Origin of the sequence: Herbaspirillum sp. C9C3 (assembly GCF_013359625.1) — a bacterium.
Lineage (GTDB): Bacteria > Pseudomonadota > Gammaproteobacteria > Burkholderiales > Burkholderiaceae_D > Herbaspirillum.
Genome location: NZ_JABFMQ010000003.1, coordinates 1 through 18535 on the forward strand (window position 1 = coordinate 1; position 18535 = coordinate 18535).

General features: G+C 55.5%; 18 protein-coding genes. 13 read left to right on the forward strand and 5 right to left on the reverse strand.

Annotated features, from left to right (window positions below; genetic code table 11):
* Window positions 1-294: 294 nt before the first annotated feature.
* From waaA to HNO82_RS04000, 5 genes are all read right to left on the reverse strand, one after another.
* Complete coding sequence (gene waaA, locus HNO82_RS03980; RefSeq protein ID WP_175342828.1) at window positions 295-1590, reverse strand: lipid IV(A) 3-deoxy-D-manno-octulosonic acid transferase; 1296 nt, start codon at window positions 1588-1590, stop codon at window positions 295-297.
* A gap of 1 nt (window position 1591) precedes the next feature.
* Window positions 1592-2461 carry a Kdo hydroxylase KdoO gene (kdoO, locus tag HNO82_RS03985; RefSeq protein WP_175342829.1) on the reverse strand — a complete coding sequence of 290 codons (870 nt, stop codon included), beginning with the start codon at window positions 2459-2461 and terminating at the stop codon, window positions 1592-1594.
* Between the two features lie 166 nt (window positions 2462-2627).
* Window positions 2628-3605 carry a lipopolysaccharide heptosyltransferase I gene (gene waaC / locus HNO82_RS03990; protein WP_175342830.1) on the reverse strand — a complete coding sequence of 326 codons (978 nt, stop codon included), beginning with the start codon at window positions 3603-3605 and terminating at the stop codon, window positions 2628-2630.
* 58 nt (window positions 3606-3663) lie between these two features.
* The gene (locus HNO82_RS03995) at window positions 3664-5040 is read right to left on the reverse strand and encodes a phosphomannomutase/phosphoglucomutase (protein ID WP_175342831.1); all 1377 of its coding nucleotides are present in this window, start codon (window positions 5038-5040) and stop codon (window positions 3664-3666) included.
* A 22-nt stretch (window positions 5041-5062) separates the two neighbouring features.
* Window positions 5063-6172 carry a glycosyltransferase family 4 protein gene (locus HNO82_RS04000; protein ID WP_034351653.1) on the reverse strand — a complete coding sequence of 370 codons (1110 nt, stop codon included), beginning with the start codon at window positions 6170-6172 and terminating at the stop codon, window positions 5063-5065.
* Between the two features lie 254 nt (window positions 6173-6426).
* Between HNO82_RS04000 and rfaH the strand changes: the two genes are divergently transcribed.
* The 13 genes from rfaH (at window position 6427) to HNO82_RS04065 (ending at window position 18531) form a co-directional block, all read left to right on the forward strand.
* On the forward strand, window positions 6427-6921 hold the full coding sequence (rfaH, locus tag HNO82_RS22445; protein ID WP_175342994.1) for a transcription/translation regulatory transformer protein RfaH: 495 nt from the start codon (window positions 6427-6429) through the stop codon (window positions 6919-6921).
* Window positions 6922-7081: 160 nt separating this feature from the next.
* Window positions 7082-7426 (forward strand): MarR family EPS-associated transcriptional regulator, encoded by a 345-nt coding sequence (locus HNO82_RS04010; protein ID WP_175342832.1) that lies wholly within the window; start codon window positions 7082-7084, stop codon window positions 7424-7426.
* A gap of 50 nt (window positions 7427-7476) precedes the next feature.
* Window positions 7477-8454 (forward strand): GDP-L-fucose synthase, encoded by a 978-nt coding sequence (gene fcl / locus HNO82_RS04015; RefSeq protein WP_175342833.1) that lies wholly within the window; start codon window positions 7477-7479, stop codon window positions 8452-8454.
* A gap of 16 nt (window positions 8455-8470) precedes the next feature.
* Window positions 8471-9568 (forward strand): GDP-mannose 4,6-dehydratase, encoded by a 1098-nt coding sequence (gene gmd, locus HNO82_RS04020; RefSeq protein WP_175342834.1) that lies wholly within the window; start codon window positions 8471-8473, stop codon window positions 9566-9568.
* A gap of 3 nt (window positions 9569-9571) precedes the next feature.
* Window positions 9572-9940 carry a sugar 3,4-ketoisomerase gene (locus tag HNO82_RS22185; protein ID WP_175342835.1) on the forward strand — a complete coding sequence of 123 codons (369 nt, stop codon included), beginning with the start codon at window positions 9572-9574 and terminating at the stop codon, window positions 9938-9940.
* Window positions 9933-11036: a DegT/DnrJ/EryC1/StrS family aminotransferase gene (locus HNO82_RS04030; protein ID WP_249776930.1), complete on the forward strand. Its 1104-nt coding sequence runs from the start codon at window positions 9933-9935 to the stop codon at window positions 11034-11036. Before HNO82_RS22185 ends, HNO82_RS04030 begins: the two co-directional genes overlap by 8 nt.
* Window positions 11037-11038: 2 nt before the next feature.
* Window positions 11039-11890 carry an ABC transporter permease gene (locus tag HNO82_RS04035; RefSeq protein WP_034351648.1) on the forward strand — a complete coding sequence of 284 codons (852 nt, stop codon included), beginning with the start codon at window positions 11039-11041 and terminating at the stop codon, window positions 11888-11890.
* 1 nt (window position 11891) lies between these two features.
* Window positions 11892-13166 carry an ABC transporter ATP-binding protein gene (locus HNO82_RS04040; RefSeq protein ID WP_175342836.1) on the forward strand — a complete coding sequence of 425 codons (1275 nt, stop codon included), beginning with the start codon at window positions 11892-11894 and terminating at the stop codon, window positions 13164-13166.
* Between the two features lie 155 nt (window positions 13167-13321).
* Complete coding sequence (locus HNO82_RS04045) at window positions 13322-13945, forward strand: class I SAM-dependent methyltransferase (protein ID WP_157174312.1); 624 nt, start codon at window positions 13322-13324, stop codon at window positions 13943-13945.
* Window positions 13946-14104: 159 nt separating this feature from the next.
* Window positions 14105-15142: a glycosyltransferase family protein gene (locus HNO82_RS04050; RefSeq protein WP_157174311.1), complete on the forward strand. Its 1038-nt coding sequence runs from the start codon at window positions 14105-14107 to the stop codon at window positions 15140-15142.
* Window positions 15143-15186: 44 nt separating this feature from the next.
* The gene (locus HNO82_RS04055; protein ID WP_175342837.1) at window positions 15187-16119 is read left to right on the forward strand and encodes an FkbM family methyltransferase; all 933 of its coding nucleotides are present in this window, start codon (window positions 15187-15189) and stop codon (window positions 16117-16119) included.
* Between the two features lie 55 nt (window positions 16120-16174).
* A complete protein-coding gene (locus HNO82_RS04060) occupies window positions 16175-17020 on the forward strand; it encodes a phytanoyl-CoA dioxygenase family protein (protein WP_175342838.1) in 846 nt (281 codons plus the stop codon).
* Window positions 17017-18531: a putative sugar O-methyltransferase gene (locus HNO82_RS04065; RefSeq protein ID WP_175342839.1), complete on the forward strand. Its 1515-nt coding sequence runs from the start codon at window positions 17017-17019 to the stop codon at window positions 18529-18531. The genes HNO82_RS04060 and HNO82_RS04065 overlap by 4 nt, the downstream gene beginning before the upstream one ends.
* Window positions 18532-18535 lie beyond the last annotated feature (4 nt).

Here is an 18535-nt window from a genome sequence, read left to right on the forward strand (position 1 = left end):
TCTGTTTTTCAACTTCGCTTCGTGTGTCGCGTCAGCAGGGGGCGAACTATAGCAATGCCCTCCACACCACGCAAGCACTTTTTGAAAAATAATTGAAAATAATTTAGCAGGCAGGTCCTGGAACACGGGGCTACCCCTGCTCACAGTCTTGGTGGTGATTGCCCGGCCTACGGTCCGCCTGTATTAGATGCGTGGCGCGGCAACATTAACGCCGCCTTCCCACGCCTGCGTGCCGTTCCACCTTACGACGCCGCCGGTATCGGTCGACGACGCGCTCAAGGCAACCGTCGAGGCCTATCGACGAACTTGAGCCTCATTCACGAGGGGGGCCAACAATGCCAGGCTACGCGCGGTCGCCCCCTGGTGACGTTGAGCAAAGGCGACAGCGGCGTCCGCCACTCGGGTCATGCGCTCCTCATCGGTCACCAGGGCCGTCCACTGACGCAACAAGGTGGCCGCATTCTCAATGCGCAAGGCCGCGCCGGCGTCGATGGCGTCCTCGGTGATACGCTGGAAATTGAAGGTATGCACACCAATGAGGACCGGCCTGCCCAGTGACAGCGCCTCGATCAGGTTCTGTCCACCCAGCGGGAGGAGACTGCCGCCGATGAAGGCCACATCACACAAGGCGTAATAGGCGAACATTTCACCCATCGAGTCTCCCAACACGACATCAACCTGACTCCAATCGTTGTGCTGCTCCAGCTCGGCGCGCCGACGCAGCCGCAAGCCATGCGCCAGAATCATTCCGGCCACCTCATCAAAGCGCTGAGGATGGCGCGGAACGATCACCGTCAGCCAGTCGGTCTGCCCCAGCTTGGCGAGCGCATCCAGAATCAAGGCTTCCTCGCCCTCACGGGTACTGGCGCACAGCAATACCTTGCGCCCGCCGAGCGCCCGCTTCCATGCCAATCCGCGCTCGACCATCTCGACCGGAGGCTGGACATCAAACTTGAGACTGCCGGTCACTTCCACATGGCCTGCACCAAAGGCACGCAAACGTTCGGCATCGGCGGCTGACTGGGCGGCGACCCTGTCGATGGCCTCGGCCGCCGGACGCAGCAACGCGGCAAAGCGCAATCCTCGCCGCAGCGAACGTTCCGACAGGCGGGCATTGGCCAGCATCACCGGCACGTGATGGCGGCGACACTGTTCGATCAGATTGGGCCAGACCTCGGTTTCCATCAGCACGCACACGACCGGACGGAAGTGGCGCAGGAAACGCGCGCACATCCACCCCGTGTCGTAGGGCAGGAAACTCTGCACCACGCGCGCCCCGTGCTTGCCATAGAGCTGAGCCCCCGTGGCGCGGCCGGTGGCCGTCATGCAGGTCAGCAGAATGGAGTGCTGCGGATAGCGGTGCAGCAGGGCATCGATGAGCGGTTCGGCGGCACGGGTCTCCCCGACCGAGACCGCGTGTACCCAGATGAACCGAGCCTGCGGATCAGACAGGCGCGCATCGTGCGAATAAAAACCCAGGCGTTGCGCCACATGCGCCCGGTAACCGGGCTCCTTGCGGCCGCGCCGCCACAGGCGCAGCAGCACCAGAGGCAGCACCAGCCACCAGACGAGGGAATACAGCAGCCGCATCTCAGACCAGAGGATGGCCGACCAGGCGCGTCAGGATGGCCAGCGGACTGGATTGCGGGTCGTATTGCTGTCCCGGTGCCAGGTGCAGGGTCTGCTCCATCATGTACTGGCCCGACATGACCGCGTGCGAGGCCTGGTCCGAGAAACAGATCCAGACTGAGCCCGCGGCAAAGGGCATGGTGACCTGCTGGGCGTCCTGCTGGTACTGCATGTCGCTCTTCATGCCATCATGCAGTTGCAGCATGAGGTGATCGTATTGGCTACGCAAGGACTTGGTCACGTGCAGCGCCTTGAGCACACTGGCCTGCCAGCGCACGTAAGGCTTGGCGCGTGGCAGAAAGCGCCGGGCCACCGTCTCGAAGGGCTCGCCCACGCGCCAGACGCGCGGCACGCCATCGGGGTTCACATTGGTGAAGACGCGCAAGATACGTTCACCGTAATTGGGACGCGAGGGAAAGGCGTCCACGTGCATGCGGCGGTCATCGGCACGCCAGGACTGGGCGCGTGTCTCCACCTGCATCGGACGATAGCTGGTCGGTGCGATGCGCAAGGCATCACGGTACTTGGGCAGCAGCGTGTGCACCAGCGACAGTGCCTGCTCGCGGAAGCGCCCGATCATCGCCGCCAGCGCCAGCTGCTGCTCGGCTCCACCGGCAGCCCCCTTGATGTGCCCCCGCGCGTCAAGGCTGATGTTGCGCGACTTGGGGGCGCGCACGGCCGGATCCAGCAGCTTGCGCTCGGACTCCATGAGCTGGAAAGCCAACTGCGGGAAATACAGCACCTTCCCGGCTTCCAGTGCTGTGATCCAGTCCTCATTGGGATGCTCGACCTGCCATTCGGTCAGGCCAATCTCGATAATTTGCGATTCCATGGCGCGTATTATGCCCGCAAGCGCCCTGCCCGTGTGGCCGACAGCTTGGCCCTGGCACGCCTGGAAGGCAGGCCAGATGCGGCTTGTCACGCAAAATTGATGCTTTGCGCGGAGCGTTTGATCTGTTTCAACACATGCCCAAGTGACTCCCAAGGGGCGATAAAACTCAGGACAACAGCTCCAGCGCGGTGCGCAACACGTCTTCTTCACGTGGAGACGCCCCCAGATCACCCAGGTTGACGATAGCCGGGGACCAGTTGCCCTCGGTCTTCCAGCGCGGCGAGTCACAGTAGAGCTCGACTGTGGGCTTGCCGTAGGCGGCAGCGATATGAGTCAGTCCGGTATCGAGGCCGATCACCAGGCGCGCCTGCTGCACCAGGGCCACGGCTTGCATCATTGGCAGTGCAGGCAGCACGATCGCGCTGGGGATACCTGCGGCCAGCTGGCGAGCGGCCTCCTGCTCCCGGGCATTGCCCCAGGGCAGCAGAACCGACAAGCCGCGCCCGGCCAGCGCCTGCCCCAGCGCGATCCAACGGTCCTGCGGCCATTGCTTGGCGGCACGGGCGGTACCATGCAGGAACACGACATATGGCTGCTCCGGCATCCAGGCCCATCGCGCCGGGTCCGGCGGCTGCAGGGCAAAGTCGGGCGGCCCCTCCAGCCGATAGCCCAGCGCGCCCGCCGCCACCAGCCTGGCACGCGTGACGGCATGGGTACGCAGGCCGACCGGGATGCTCTGGTCGTGGAAGATTCGGGAGAGAGCTTCATATCCAGAACCTTCGGTCGCATTGGCCAGGCCGATCCGACGGCCCTTGGGGGCCAGGCGGGCCATACGCATCACCACACTGGTTTTGAGCAGGCCTTGGGTATCGAAGACGACGTCATAGCGCTCGGCCTGCAGTTGCCGCCGGAAGGCCCCGATCTCGGCGCGAGTCGCTGTCGAGAAGAGGGTCTTGCGCCAGCGACGCAGGGCGATGGGGATGATCTGGTGCACATGGCGGTTGAGGCCGACCAGGCTGGTGTAGCCTTCTTCGACGACCCAATCGATCTGGGCACCGGGGAAATGACGATGGATGTCCGCCACCATCGGCATGTTGTGGACGACATCTCCCAGCGAGGAGACACGGACGATAAGAATTTTCAAGGCTGACCCACGTTGGCGTGACTTTAATGGTGGGCCAGCATCTTACCTCATCGGCTGGTCAGAACGGCAGTGTCACATCGGGACGGGCGGCCAGGATGACCTTGCGGAATTCTCCCTGGATGCGCTCCAGAGCCTCCGGCGTCTCGGCCTCGAAGCGCAGCACCACCACCGGCGTGGTGTTGGATGAACGGGCCAGACCAAAGCCGTCCGGGTATTCCACGCGCAGACCATCGATGGTGATGATGTCCTGGGCGCCATCGAACCTGGCATCGCTTTGCAGCTTGCCGATGAGGGCAAAGTTCTCGCCTTCCTGCAGCTTCAGTTGCAGTTCCGGGGTGCTGACCGATTGCGGCAGGGCATTGAGCACGGCCGAGGGGTCGCTCTGGCGGGCCATCAGTTCCAGCATGCGCACGCCCGCATAGAGGCCGTCGTCGAAGCCGAACCAGCGATCCTTGAAGAAGATATGGCCGCTCATCTCGCCGCCCAGCGGGGCCCCGGTTTCACGCAGCTTGGCCTTGACCAGGGAGTGGCCGGTCTTCCACATCAGCGGCTGGCCGCCGCGCGCGGTGATCCAGGGGGCCAGGTGGCGGGTGCACTTGACGTCGTAGAGGATTTCCTTGCCCGGGTTACGGGTCAGCACGTCTTCAGCGAAGAGCATCAGCTGGCGGTCCGGATAGATGATCTGGCCGTCCTTGGTCACCAGGCCCAGGCGATCGCCGTCGCCATCGAAGGCCAGGCCGAGTTCGTTGTCGGTTTCCTGCAGGCAGCGGATCAGATCCTGCAGGTTTTCCGGATGGGCCGGATCGGGGTGGTGGTTGGGGAAGTTGCCATCGACTTCGCAGAACAGTTCGGTGACATCACACCCCAGGGCGCGGTAGATTTCGCCGGCGAAGGCACCGGCCACGCCGTTGCCGCAGTCGACGGCGATCTTCAGCGGACGGGCCAGCTTCACATCCGAAATCATGCGGGCAATGTAGGTCGCCTTGATGTCGTGCGTGCTGTAGCTGCCGGCGCCCTGCGGGAATTCGCCCTTGACGATGGCGTGGTACAGGGCCTGGATGGTCTCGCCGTGGATGGCCTCACCAGCCAGCACCATCTTGAAACCGTTGTAGTCCGGCGGATTGTGGCTGCCGGTAACCATGATGCCCGACTGCGTATCCAGCACGTGGGTACCGAAATAGACCATGGGGGTCGCGACCATGCCCAGATCGATCACGTCCACGCCGACTGCCTGCAGACCCTTGGCCAGCGCGGCCGAGAGCGAGGGGCCGGAGAGACGACCGTCACGACCGATCACGACTTTCTTCTGGCCCCGGGCCAGGGCGGCTGCACCGAAGGCCTGGCCGATCTGGAAGGCGACCTGGTCATCCAGGGTTTTGTCGATGATGCCGCGGATGTCGTAGGCTTTGAAGATGGAATGTGCGGGAGCGTTCATAGTGGCAATGTGGGAGTAGTGATCAATCTCGGAGAACCGTTTTTCTTCTTTTCATCATCATCCAGCGTGGAGACCTGAATCGAACAATGCGGGAATACAGCCAAAGATACGCAATGATGAAGACCAATGTGCAAGCCATCAGTAGCCAGGTATTGCGCCAGAACAACGTCGCAGGCACCACCGCCAAGGACGAAAGTAGCCACAGGTACGGTGAAGTCATCGAATTGCCTCTGATTAATGCACGAGCATCTTCGCGCCCCACCGCCCAACGTACCAAGCGACGGAAGATAAGGCTGTGCAAGTGGATGCCGTCAGGCATCCCAGCGGGCGTGCCTCGCACGAACACACGACGATAGACCGAAAATAACGTTTCAAATACTGGATAGATCAGCAGCAGCAACGCGTACCAAGAAGAGACGTCTGGGTTGCGCATGACCAACAGGATCGAAAGCTCACCGAGAACGAAGCCCAGGAAATAGGCCCCTCCATCACCAAGGAAAATCATCCCGGCAGGGAAGTTCCATATAAAGAACCCTCCAACTGCACCAGCCACCACCAAAGCTGCAATCAGCACAAATGTATCATTGACCTGAAAAGCCACATAGCCAAGCGACATGAGCATGCAAATGGTCACAACTCCAGCGAGGCCATTGAAACCGTCAATGATATTGATGGCATGCGCAACTCCTGCCACGGCAAGAATCGTCAGAGGCAGCGCAATCCACAGGGATGTGATATGCCAAGTCATGAACCCGAGATGGAGGTGACTGATGCGAGCGTCCATGAGCACGAAGCCCATCCATGCAGCGATGAAGGTCAGCCCCAAACGACGGATTGGACTAACTTTGCGGGTGAAGTCCTCGACAAGCCCCCCTGCGAACGCCACTGAAGAACAAAGCAGTAACATGCCAATCTGAAGCGCCAACTCCTTGGTCCGAAAGGCAGAAATACAGCAATTGACAGCCACGGCAGCGAAAATGCACAACCCACCGATACGAGGTACTGCATGAACATGCACTTTCTGGATGCCGTCTAAGTCAACATCCAACCCCGCCTCATGAAGGTGAGCATGACGAATTACCAACAGGGTAAAAATGGCGGAAATAACAAAACTGATCAAAAAAGAAGACATGTATCGAGCTACCTGTGGGAGCTACCTAGGGATAGTTCGCTGTTTGAATGAGCATTCTAACGAGCAACGAAATTCACATACTCTTGAGCATGTTATGGAAGGCCAAGAACCGCATTGTCGCATGACGGCGAGAGGTTAAACGCATTTACCACGAAGCAATAAGAGTACGCAAACAACAAATTTTCTCACCCAACAGGATGAAATGAAAAGAAATGTTTGGTTTAAAATGAATGCCCATTTATTGGGTTGCGCCGATGCCCTGGTACCTTATCCATACAAAACCGCGGCAAGAGAAGGTGGCTTTAGAAAATCTAGAGCGTCAAGGCTACGTTTGCCTGCTGCCGATGCTCAAAAGAGAGAAGCTTCGCAAGCGCGCCATTGACGCAACCGCTGAGCCACTCTTTCCACGCTATCTCTTCCTGCAAATTAACGACAAGACCGCAGGACGCGGCCTTGCACCAATTCGCTCTACACGAGGAGTGAGCCGACTCGTATCGTTCGGGCCAGCACCAGTAGAGGTGACTCCACGCCTCATTGAATGGTTGCGCTCATTTGAGAACAGGGCCCCTGAACCTGTGCCACTGTTCGTTCCCGGGGAGAAAGTTATAGTGACCACTGGCCCATTCAGTGGTCTCGAAGCCGTTTACAAAATGGCCGATGGCGTCCGAAGAGCAATGATCCTTATCGAAATTCTGCACAGGGAAGTCCAACTGAGCATATCGCCGGCAGACCTGCGCAAATGCCAATAGGCTGCAATACCACGAAAGAGCAAAAAATGCTGCCTGAAATCAACGACGTATGGCACAATCCGTTCGCCGCATGAACACCCCTGCACCGACCCGCGCTTGCTGAACGTTGAACAGTAGGGCGGTAGCGTGTCCGGCGCCCTACACTATCAAATACCTCTCCATGACACATCGTCCGGAATTTCAGGAAGACCTCCAGTTCCAAGTGTTACGTAGACTTCAGGAAAAGCCAGGAGTGAGCCAGCGGTCGTTGGCGCGCGAGTTAAATATTAGCTTGGGAAGTATCAATTTCTGTTTTCGCGCGCTGATCGAAAAGGGCTTGGTGAAAGTCCAGAATTTTAGCAACAGCAAGCACAAGTTAGGCTACGTCTACCTCCTCACGCCGTCTGGAATAACTGAGAAGTCGCAGCTGACGGCCGCATTCCTCAAGCGCAAGGTCGGTGAGTACGAGGCGTTGAAAGCGGAGATTGATCAGCTCAAAGCAGAGCTCTCTGACGATCAGCGCTGACCCCGGCGACACGACCACCGCCCCCTCCTGCTTAATCTAGAAGAAGAGAAATGAGTTTGCCCAGCAAAATATATGTCGCCGGCCACCGTGGCATGGTTGGTTCAGCCATCGTTCGGATGTTGCAGCAAGAAGGACAACAACAGATCATCACTCGTCAGCACAGTGAACTGAATCTAACTGAACAGGCTGCTGTGCGCGCCTTCTTCGAAGAAGAAAAGCCGGACCAGGTATACCTCGCGGCTGCGAAGGTGGGCGGAATACACGCCAACAATACCTATCCCGCAGACTTCATCTATGACAACTTGATGATAGAAGCCAACATTATCGACGCGGCGTTCAGAAACGGAGTGAAGAAACTGCTCTTCCTGGGATCGAGCTGTATCTATCCGAAGATGGCCGAGCAGCCGATGAAGGAAGATGCCCTGCTCACGGGCGTGCTGGAGCCAACCAATGAGCCTTACGCACTGGCAAAGATCGCCGGCATCAAGCTCTGCGAGAGCTATAACCGTCAGTTTGGCGCATCCCATGGAATCGACTACCGCAGTGTGATGCCTACCAATCTGTACGGGCCTGGAGACAACTACCACGGTGAGAATTCACATGTCATTCCGGCCTTGATACGGCGCTTCCACGAGGCCAAGGAACAAGGCGTTCCAAATGTCACGATCTGGGGCAGTGGCACGCCAAGGCGCGAGTTCCTCTATGTGGACGACATGGCTCGAGCCTGCCTGCACGTCATGAAACTGCCGCAGGCAACCTATAACGAGCAAACCCGGCCGATGCTCAGTCACATCAACGTGGGCTTCGGTGACGACGTCACCATTGGAGAACTTGCCAGATTGATCCGGCATGTGGTCGGGTATGAAGGCAACATGAGCTTCGACCCAACCAAACCCGATGGAACAATGCGCAAGCTTATGGACAGCTCGCGTCTGCAATCTCTGGGCTGGAAGGCCCGTGTCAGTTTGGAGGACGGGTTGAAAATGGCCTATCAAGATTTTTTGCAATCCAGCTCCGTGCGTAAGTAACAGGAAACCATCCACCATGACCACACAACAACCTAAAGTTGCCCTCATCACAGGCATTACCGGCCAGGACGGCGCATACCTAGCCGAACTGCTGTTGGAAAAAGGCTATATTGTGCACGGCATCAAGCGTCGTACCAGCCTATTCAATACGGATCGCATCGACCATCTATATCGCGATCGCCATGAATCAGGCGTCCGCTTCTTCCTGCATCACGGCGACATGACCGACTCGTCTTCGCTGATCCGCATCATTCAACAGACGCAGCCGGACGAAATCTACAACCTGGCGGCGCAAAGCCATGTGGCCGTCAGTTTCGAGGAACCCGAGTACACGGCCAACTCCGACGGCCTGGGCGTGCTGCGATTGCTCGAGGCCATCCGCATCCTGGGACTGGAAAGGAAGACGCGGTTCTACCAGGCCAGCACCTCTGAGTTGTACGGTCTGGTCCAGGAGATCCCTCAAAAGGAAACCACTCCCTTCTACCCGCGCAGCCCGTATGCGGTGGCCAAGCTTTACGGTTACTGGATCGTGATCAACTACCGGGAGGCCTACGGCATCTATGCCTGCAACGGCATCCTGTTCAACCACGAATCTCCGCGTCGCGGCGAGACATTTGTCACACGCAAGATTACGCGCGCCCTCGCCCGCATCAAGCTGGGACTCCAGGAATGCCTATTCCTCGGCAATATGGACGCCAAACGCGACTGGGGTCACGCACGCGATTACGTCCAAATGCAATGGCTGATGCTTCAGCAGGAGAAACCAGAGGACTTCGTCATCGCTACCGGCGAGCAATACAGTGTTCGTGATTTCGTCAACGCCGCCGCCGCAGAGCTTGGCATGAAGCTGCGTTGGGAAGGCAGCGATGTCAACGAGAAGGGCTATGACGAAAAGGGTGTCTGTCGCGTCGCGGTGGACCCACGCTACTTCCGCCCGACCGAAGTCGAGACGCTACTGGGGGATCCAACCAAGGCCAAGGAAAAGCTCGGCTGGACACCCTCAACCTCTTTCGCCGACCTGGTCAGTGAAATGGTGCGCGAGGATCTCAATTCAGCGCAACGTGACGAACTGATCAAAAAACATGGCTACCGGGCTATGGACTATAAAGAGTGAGTTATGTCGCGATTCACCGTCATTGACCTTCCTACCTACAGCGAGCCCAGGGGTTCGCTCACGGTAATGGAAAATGCCCTCCCATTCCCGGTGGTACGAACATACTGGATCTATGGTGCGGACGGCCAAACCCGTGGCGGCCACCGTCATCGCTACACGCGACAAGGACTGGTCGCTATCAGCGGAACCGTTTCCATCTACATGAATGATGGAAAGGAAAGCGAAACCATCGTACTGAACCAACCCAGCCAGTGCCTGGTGGTCGAACCAGAAGCTTGGCACACCATGACCTTCGGCCCGGGATCGATATTGCTTGTGATGTCCTCCCATAGTTACGACCGAAGCGAATATATCGACACCCCCTATGAATAAGTCGCCATTGATCGAATACGAAAGCCTCGCCAAGTCGAATACGACCTTCATGGCTGAACTGGAAGCAGCCGCAACACGTGTCATCCGTTCGGGCTGGTACGTGCTGGGCCAGGAAGTTGCAGCCTTCGAAGCGGAATTTGCCAGCTATACCGGCGCGCGTCACTGCATCGGCGTAGCCAACGGTCTGGATGCGCTGATTCTCTCCATTGAAGCCCTGGACCTCCCCGCTCAAAGTGAAATCCTGGTCGCCTCCAACACCTACATCGCGACTATCCTCGCCATCTTGCGCGCTGGTCACCGTCCGGTTCTGGTCGAACCGGAATTGGAGACTTTCAATATGGACCCGGACCATCTCGCTGCTGCCATGAGCTCACGCACCCGTGCCATTTGCGTGACCCACATGTTTGGCAAGAGCTGCAGGATGGATGAGATTTCAGCCTTCGCCAATTCACATGGACTAAAACTGGTCGAGGACTGCGCGCAATCGCATGGCGCGCGGTACAACGGTCGAATGACCGGGACCTTTGGAGACAGCGGTTGCTTCAGCTACTATCCGACCAAAAATCTGGGAGCGATCGGCGATGCTGGTGCCGTCATCACGGACGACGACGATCTGGCTGAGCGCCTGCGACATCTGCGCAACTATGGCTCGAAGCAGAAGTACGTCAATCGCTATGTCGGCGTCAACTCCCGCCTGGATGAGCTTCAGGCAGCCCTCCTGCGCGTCAAACTGCGCCATCTCGACCAGATGACGCAGCATAAGAGGGGGCTTGCGGAGATTTATCATCATGAACTACCACAGTGGCTTTCCAAGCCGCTACAACGGGATGCGGAATATGATGTCTACCACATCTATGGGGTACGTCATGCTCAACGCGACGCACTACGCCAGCACCTGCTGGAAAACGGAGTCAAAACCGAAGTGCACTATCCAATCCCACCGCACCATCAGCAAGCAATGCAAGGTCTTCTCTTCGGGGAATACCCCATTGCTGATGAACAGCACGCAACCGAGTTAAGCCTACCTATTTCCGTGGGTCATACCCATGATGAGATCAAATACGTATGCGATGTAGTTCAACGCTTCAAAGCCTGACGATGACAGCACCACGCACTCCCCAAATTAGCGAGGCAGAAAGCCTGACCATCGAAGCAGGACGCGCCGATGCGCACTATTGGCGCGACCTTTGGCGCTTCCGGGAACTTCTTACCTTCCTGGCATGGCGCGACATCCTTGTACGCTACAAGCAAACCGTCATCGGAGTTGCTTGGGGTCTGATCCGTCCATTACTGACCATGCTGGTATTCACGGTCATTTTCGGCACGCTGGCCAACCTTCCATCCCACGGAGTCCCTTACCCCGTGTTGGTTTTTTCGGCACTCCTCCCTTGGCAATTCTTTGCCAATGCGCTCTCTGATAGTAGCAATTCCTTGCTTAGCAATGCAGGGATGATTTCAAAAGTTTACTTCCCACGCCTGATAGTTCCGGCCAGCGCTATCGTAGTCAGCTTGGTGGACTTTGCCATTACCTTCGTTTTACTGCTAGCGGTGATGCTCTGGTATGGCATCTATCCTGACTGGCGCATGCTCACACTACCGGTGTTCATCCTGCTGGCATTGGCTACTTCCTTGGGAGCAGGTTTGTGGTTCGCTGCGCTCAACACCAAATTTAGGGATTTCCGCTACATAGTGCCCTTCGTGGTGCAGTTCGGGTTATATGTTTCTCCCGTAGGATTCAGCAGCGAAATAGTGCCCGAGAAATGGCGACTGCTCTATTCGCTCAACCCCATGGTCGCGGTAATCGATGGCTTCCGCTGGGCAGTCATCGGCGGTTCGGCCCAAATCTACTGGCCCGGCTTCCTCACTTCAGTACTCTTCATTAGCGTACTGCTCTTCAGCGGGATCATGTATTTCCGCAAAACTGAAAAAACCTTTGCGGACGTCATCTGACATGCCAGCGATCAAGATCGAAAACCTCAGCAAAAGATACGTGTTGCAACACGAAACTGCGGAAAAATATGTAGCCCTGCGTGACGTCATCGCTGGCGGCGCTCGAAAGCTGATTCGAGGACTTCGCCATCCACTTGGTGGAGGACATGGAGCAGATGCGGGGAGCGAGGAATTCTGGGCACTGAGCGACGTGTCACTGGAAATACCCCAGGGTGAACGAATTGGGATCATCGGTCGAAATGGCGCGGGAAAGTCGACTCTCCTGAAGATCCTTTCGCGTATCACCGAGCCGACCCGCGGCAGAGTGACTCTGAACGGGAGAGTAGCGAGCTTGCTCGAAGTCGGAACTGGCTTCCACCCTGAATTAACCGGTCGCGAGAATATCTTCCTCAATGGAGCAATTCTTGGGATGAGCAAGGCAGAGATCCGCAGCAAGTTTGACGCCATCGTCGATTTCGCTGAAGTCGAGCGCTTCCTGGACACGCCGGTGAAACGCTACTCTTCCGGCATGTATGTGCGTCTGGCTTTTTCGGTCGCGGCTCATCTGGAGTCGGACATATTGATCGTTGATGAAGTATTGGCAGTCGGTGATGCTGGCTTCCAAAAAAAATGTATGGGCAAGATGGAATCGGTCGCCAATGACGGACGCACGATCCTGTTCGTTAGTCACAACATGGGGGCCATCAGCGAACTGTGCACAAGCGCAGCTCTGCTGCATAAGGGCCAATTGCTTATGCAGGGCGCAGTGCCGCAGGTGATCGAGCAATACTCCCGTCTGACTCTTAACGATCAGGAAACCGGGGTGCAATTCGCAGATGACGAGCGAAAACCCAGTTCTATCCTGTCGGTGAATATACGTAATGCACGCGGCGAAAACAGCAACTCCTTCGACATCGCCGACGAGATCGTCATTGAGGTCACCTATCGTGTCAAGCAGGCAGCTGCCGGACTGCAACTCACCGTAACGCTGTCGCGAAACATGGTCGATGTCCTGCATTCCTTTGACACGGACGACGACGACGTTCTGCCCTTACGCGAGGAAGGCCTCTATCTGGCGACGTATCGAATACCCGGAATGACGCTGAAGGCTGGCTCCTACTCAGCGTCGACATCGCTCGGTACGCCCGAAAAGTTGATCCAGAATATGGAGCATGTACTTTCATTCGACATCGAAGAATGGTCGATCAATACGACTTCCAAGAGCTATCGTCGTGAACGCCCTGGTCTTGTTATTTCCCCCGGAAAATGGATCACGTCCTCCGTCGAGGCCGCATAGACAATGAAATCTCCGGATGAACGAATGACGCCCGCCCGTCCCCGCTTGCTGAGCGGGTTTAAAAAGCGAACTACGCGACGTCAACGGCGAGCAAAGATCCTTTCCAAATTACGATGCTTATTGGCCCCCCTTCGCTATATCTGGAGAAAGTTGAAGTGAATGATCTGACCAAGTCGTGGAACTCGTTCTCGGATGAGATCGCTAAGAAATATCTGAAAACGTTTGGACATCCTTCAACTTCCTCCAAGGAATTGTTGGTGGACGTACTGGAAGAGTTAACACGAGGTACCCGGCCACCTTCGCTTATCGAATTGGGATGTGGAAATGCTCAGATTGCCGAGTATTTTGTTGAGCGGGAGTTCGAATGCTCTTACACCGGAATCGATTTCTCTGAAGTCCTTCTCGGCGCCGCCAGGCAAGCAGTGCCAGGCGGCACATTTATTCAGGACGACGTAAACACTTTGACAAAGGTTTCCGGCAGGTACGATATCGCTCTCTACTCTCATGTGCTGGAGCTACTCACCTCACCAGAGGAATCCCTCGCTGCGGCGAAGCGGCTTGCCGATAAGATCGTGATCAGGTTCTATGAACCTCCTGAGTTTGACATTGACTCTGTCGAGCTTCGCTGGATGGATGTCGGACAGAAGGAACAAGTACCATTCATCCGAAGAAAGATGTCGCGTGACTACTATCGCCTCATTCTCGCCAGGATAGGCTGCAAGAATGTTGATATCTACCGGGACACTACCAAGGATCAAGTACACGTCCTGACGTTTTGATGGTTTAGTTCATTTTTATCAGTTTAAGAATACCTTATTAAAGCCCCTATGGCGTGCATTGTTAAACTCCCGTCCGAGCAATCTGTAGGTGTTCTCTCGTTCACTACCCAAGAACGGGATCGCCTTATCCTTGCTGATGAAGCGCTACGCAACTCCATCATGTCGCTGAAGGGACGCTGGCTCATTGGTCTGCATCACAACTGGCACGATTATCAATTCAAATACGATCCATTGTTTGATTTCAGTATGGCTGGCGAGGAGGATCTGCGGGAAATCAACGGCCAGCACGTTCCATTGGTAGCGATGGACGCATGCAACTTTGTGCCCAATTGCTTCGCACCAGGCCAGTCAGAAAAATTCTGGGATATTTTGTACGTCGCCCGCGCAGTTCAATTCAAACGTATTCCTGAATTTTTCCAGTGCATTCGCGCCTTGTATGATCAAGGCCACAAATACCGGGTGTTATTTATCTGCCCAATCCCACCCTATGCACGGAAAGAAAGAAAGACCGTTTTCTACGACATCAGAAACGTCTACGACAACATGTTTTCCGACTCAGAGCAGAGCTTGTTCACTCTGCTCACGATTGACTACCGCTACCCCTTTCCCTTTGATTTGCCGACCTTAAGCCATTTTTACCGGTCCTCCCGATTATTCGTTCATACCGCTGACGACGAACGTAGGTGTCGTGTAGCGGCTTACGCGTGGGCAAGCGGCAATCCCGTGGTCGGGATGGATTGCGTAGCAGGGCTATTGCCGGAAGCAGCGAGAACAGCCCCATATTTCTACTCCGTAAAAAGTTATCAGGAGTTTCCGGAGCGGATTATCACCGCGATATCTGACATCTCCGCTAAAAAGCATTGGGATCAGACCCTGATGAATCAGCTCTTCGCCGAAGAACAATCTGTAGATACTTTTCATAAGTCGATTGCGCGCATCGCTGAGTCGAAGAATCTGCCATATGACATGAGCAGGATTTCGCGCAAGAATCTGAGTATCCGATTGGGGAGACATCATCTGGGTGAAGACGGCCCAAACAGTCTGGGCTCGACACTCACGGAGTTTATTCAATTCATCACGGATAGAGCGGTCGATGAAATCGAACAATACATCCACCTCCCAGATCCGGAGCGAGCGCTCCCTCGTGCAAAAAATACGGCGAAGAAAAATGTCTTCGGAATATTTGCTAAGCGTTGACAGTGTGCAATACAACCCATCTCAATTCTTGTACGAGAGCATAAGTGCGCGAACATAAACTTGCTTTTTCTCCCCTTTTCCACAAACTGAACATCAAGATCAATTACTTGGATGTCGGAGCACGTGGAGACGTTGCTGCTCCCTGGTCGCTCTTTGCAGAAGGCACTTTGAATGTGATTGGATTCGAGCCTGATCCAATTGAATGCCAACGCCTGCAGCGTATCTATCCGGCGAGGACCTACTATCCGCATGCCTTGTGGGCAAGCAGAGAAGAACGCACTTTCTACCTTTACGACTGGGAATCAACTTCGTCGATGTACCCGCCCAATCTCACTGCCAACGAGCAATATGCGGAGCGCCATTGGACCGGACGAAAACCCAAAAAAGAATTTAATGTTCAGTGCGTGGCGCTGGACGATGTTCTGGAGTCCAAAGATACACCTGACTTCATCAAACTTGATACGCAAGGTTCGGAAGCTGCAATTCTCAGCGGAGCTCAAAATGTTCTGCGAGATCATTATCCGCTCATATTGGCAGAGACATGGTGCACAGAAGTATATAAGGGAGCCCCGCTCTCTCATGAAATCATGCGATTGCTCAACGAGCACGGCTATGAAGTTTTTGACCTGAATGTAGCAGCAGCGTGGTCGCATCGTTCGGCTTATTTGAGTGAAATCAACTCTAAGTCGCGCACGGTGGGTTTTGATCTCTTGTTCATCAAGAGATCCGATCAACTACGATTCCAAGACCATTTAACCTTGCTTAAGTTTGTGGCCCTTTGCGAGCTATTCGGGTTCCGCGACTATGCTCTGCTTACCTTGGAACGCAGTTCGTTCAGCTCTCATCCGGACATTCACGAGGCGATTGAAATACTTGCCTCCAATTCCCGATGGGAACTGTCGTGGCGACGGAAGGTATCCGTCACGCTGAAAAGACTCTTGCGGACACCCACAGCGCTATGGCCGCAATTGCATTGATATCCTATTGATTGCGGCGGCCTGACCTCTAAAACTTTTTTACCAAATATAGATCATGCTCGACCGCCTGACATCATCTTTCAGAAAACTCGCAAACGTTAGAAAAACCGGGCTTATCGCTCGTTGCGCGACTCGTCTCGACTATCGAGCCAACAGGGCTGAGCTAAACAAGAAGCTACATGAGAGAAGTATCAAAAACGACGATATCTCGATAGTTGAAAAATTGGAGAAAGTGGGAATTGTAATAATCCCTGACTTCTGGACATCGGAAAAATGCGATCAAGCCCGGCTAGAAATAGATCGCCTTATTGTCGAGTATCCGGCGTATGTCAACAAGAATGCTAAAGCCGACCAGCGTATTTATGGCGCCAATAACGCCTCAGCGCTCATCGACAGCTTTGGCAGCGATCCTCGACTGGGATCCATCGCAACAGAATTCAATCGCTCGGACACCATCAATGCCTTTACTTTGGCGGCCCGCATGCCTGCATCGTCAGGCAATCTCGGTTCTGGGGAGGGATGGCATAGAGATGCGTTCTTCCGGCAATTTAAGGCAATCATGTACCTCTCCGACGTAGGCCTTGAGAATGGTCCGTTCCAATTGCTAGAGCATTCTCAACAGCCAGGTCAGATTATCAAGGACATGAAGCGCGCAAATCTTGGATACATGCAATACCGCGTCGAAGAGCAGCAGATCGCCCGACTGGTAAGGCAAGATCCCCAAAGATTGCGCACCTTCACGGCAAAGGCTGGCACATTGATCCTGGTGGACACAAGTACTCTGCACCGCGGCATGCCCATTCAAACTGGCACCCGCTATGCTTTAACCAACTACTACTTCCCGATCGACGCGGTCGATCACAGTATGTACGAAAAATTCGACGTACTACCCAAAGCATGATCTACAGCAACGAAATCAGCGACGCGCTCGACAAATTCCACAGCTATATTGCCCGCAATATAGCTGCCTGCAAGGATCACCCCGCTGCCAAGGTATCTGCCTTCTGGTCTGAACACTTTGCAGACCGCACAAATTTCCCGGATGTGCGTGACTTCTTGGTGTTCCGTCGTGGCGATTACGTCTATGGCATCGGCGATACCGTGCCTGGCTCACCAGAGCGCAAGCAACAGGAGTTCGCCATGACCTTGCGCAGCATTGGCCTGTTCACGCCCGGTGCACACCTGCAAGCACTGCGAGAACCTATCGTTGGGTCACCGCTTGTCTATACCCTTGGCGAAAATCAGCTTAGCACCAGCTACCTTCTCAACGCAGGTACCTCATGGCGCGTTACCGAACTGCTGCGTCAGCACGGTTTAAGCGATCGCCCTCTTCGCATCTGTGAAATCGGGGCAGGCTGGGGCGCCTGTGCAAGTCAGTTGCATCAGGTATGCGAAGTCGACAGCTATACCATAGTCGACCTGCCAGAAAACCTCTGTCTTTCCAGCACTTATCTGACTACAACGATGCCTGGGCGACAGTCGACTTTCATAGAATGCGACTCTGCATCTGGAGCACAAGGAAAGCTGAACTTCGCGCTTCCTCCTGCAATTGATCATCTGGACGGCCCGTTTGATGTCATCATCAACACGATGAGCTTCCAGGAGATGGACCGCGAAACCGTGGACACCTATTTTGCCTGGGCTGGACGAACCTTGGCACCCGATGGACTGCTCATCTCATTCAATGCACACGACAAGGCAGGCATACTGCGTCCGTCCGATTACCTAAGGAAGGACCTTGAAATCTGCCATCTCATGCCCTTCCGCAAGGTACCGGCCGGATATTTCAACACCATTCCTTATGAGTCGGTATTTCGCCGCACCAATACGGACACGGACGCCCATCAGCTCATCTCTAGCGCAGTTGACGCTCTGGGTGAGATGGTGCAGCTTGGTCTGGATGGTGATCTTGCTCCGCTGTCCAGAAGGGCATTGGTCGAACGCGAGCAAGCCGCGTTGATTCTATTGACCAGGATCCGTGATTTTTTCTACGCTCCGGATGAAAAAGTGAGACAGACCACCCTGGCGAGGCTACTGCAAGAAAGCCCATGCGCACTGACACTCTTCCTGGGCGGCAACTACTGGTTCGCGCAAGGTTGCTTCGAACTGGCCTGTAAACTCCTCGAAGGCAGTCTGGAGCAAGGCCTGCAAGATTTTGCCGCGACACGCGCACGTGTCATGCTGGCTTGTCAGCAAAACAAAATGTCAGACGCAAAGTTTGTGGAGACCCTGGCGGGCCGAGCCGGAGGCTTGGACGAAGACATTTCTCGGATCGTCTCTGCAAGAGATATCTCGGCACTTCAGAATCATATTGCCCGTATATACGACTGCCCGGTCACCACACCCGTCCGATCGGCAGGGCTGGTAGGTAGTGTATTCGCCCGCCTGCGTGGATCATTGTTAAATAACTGAACTT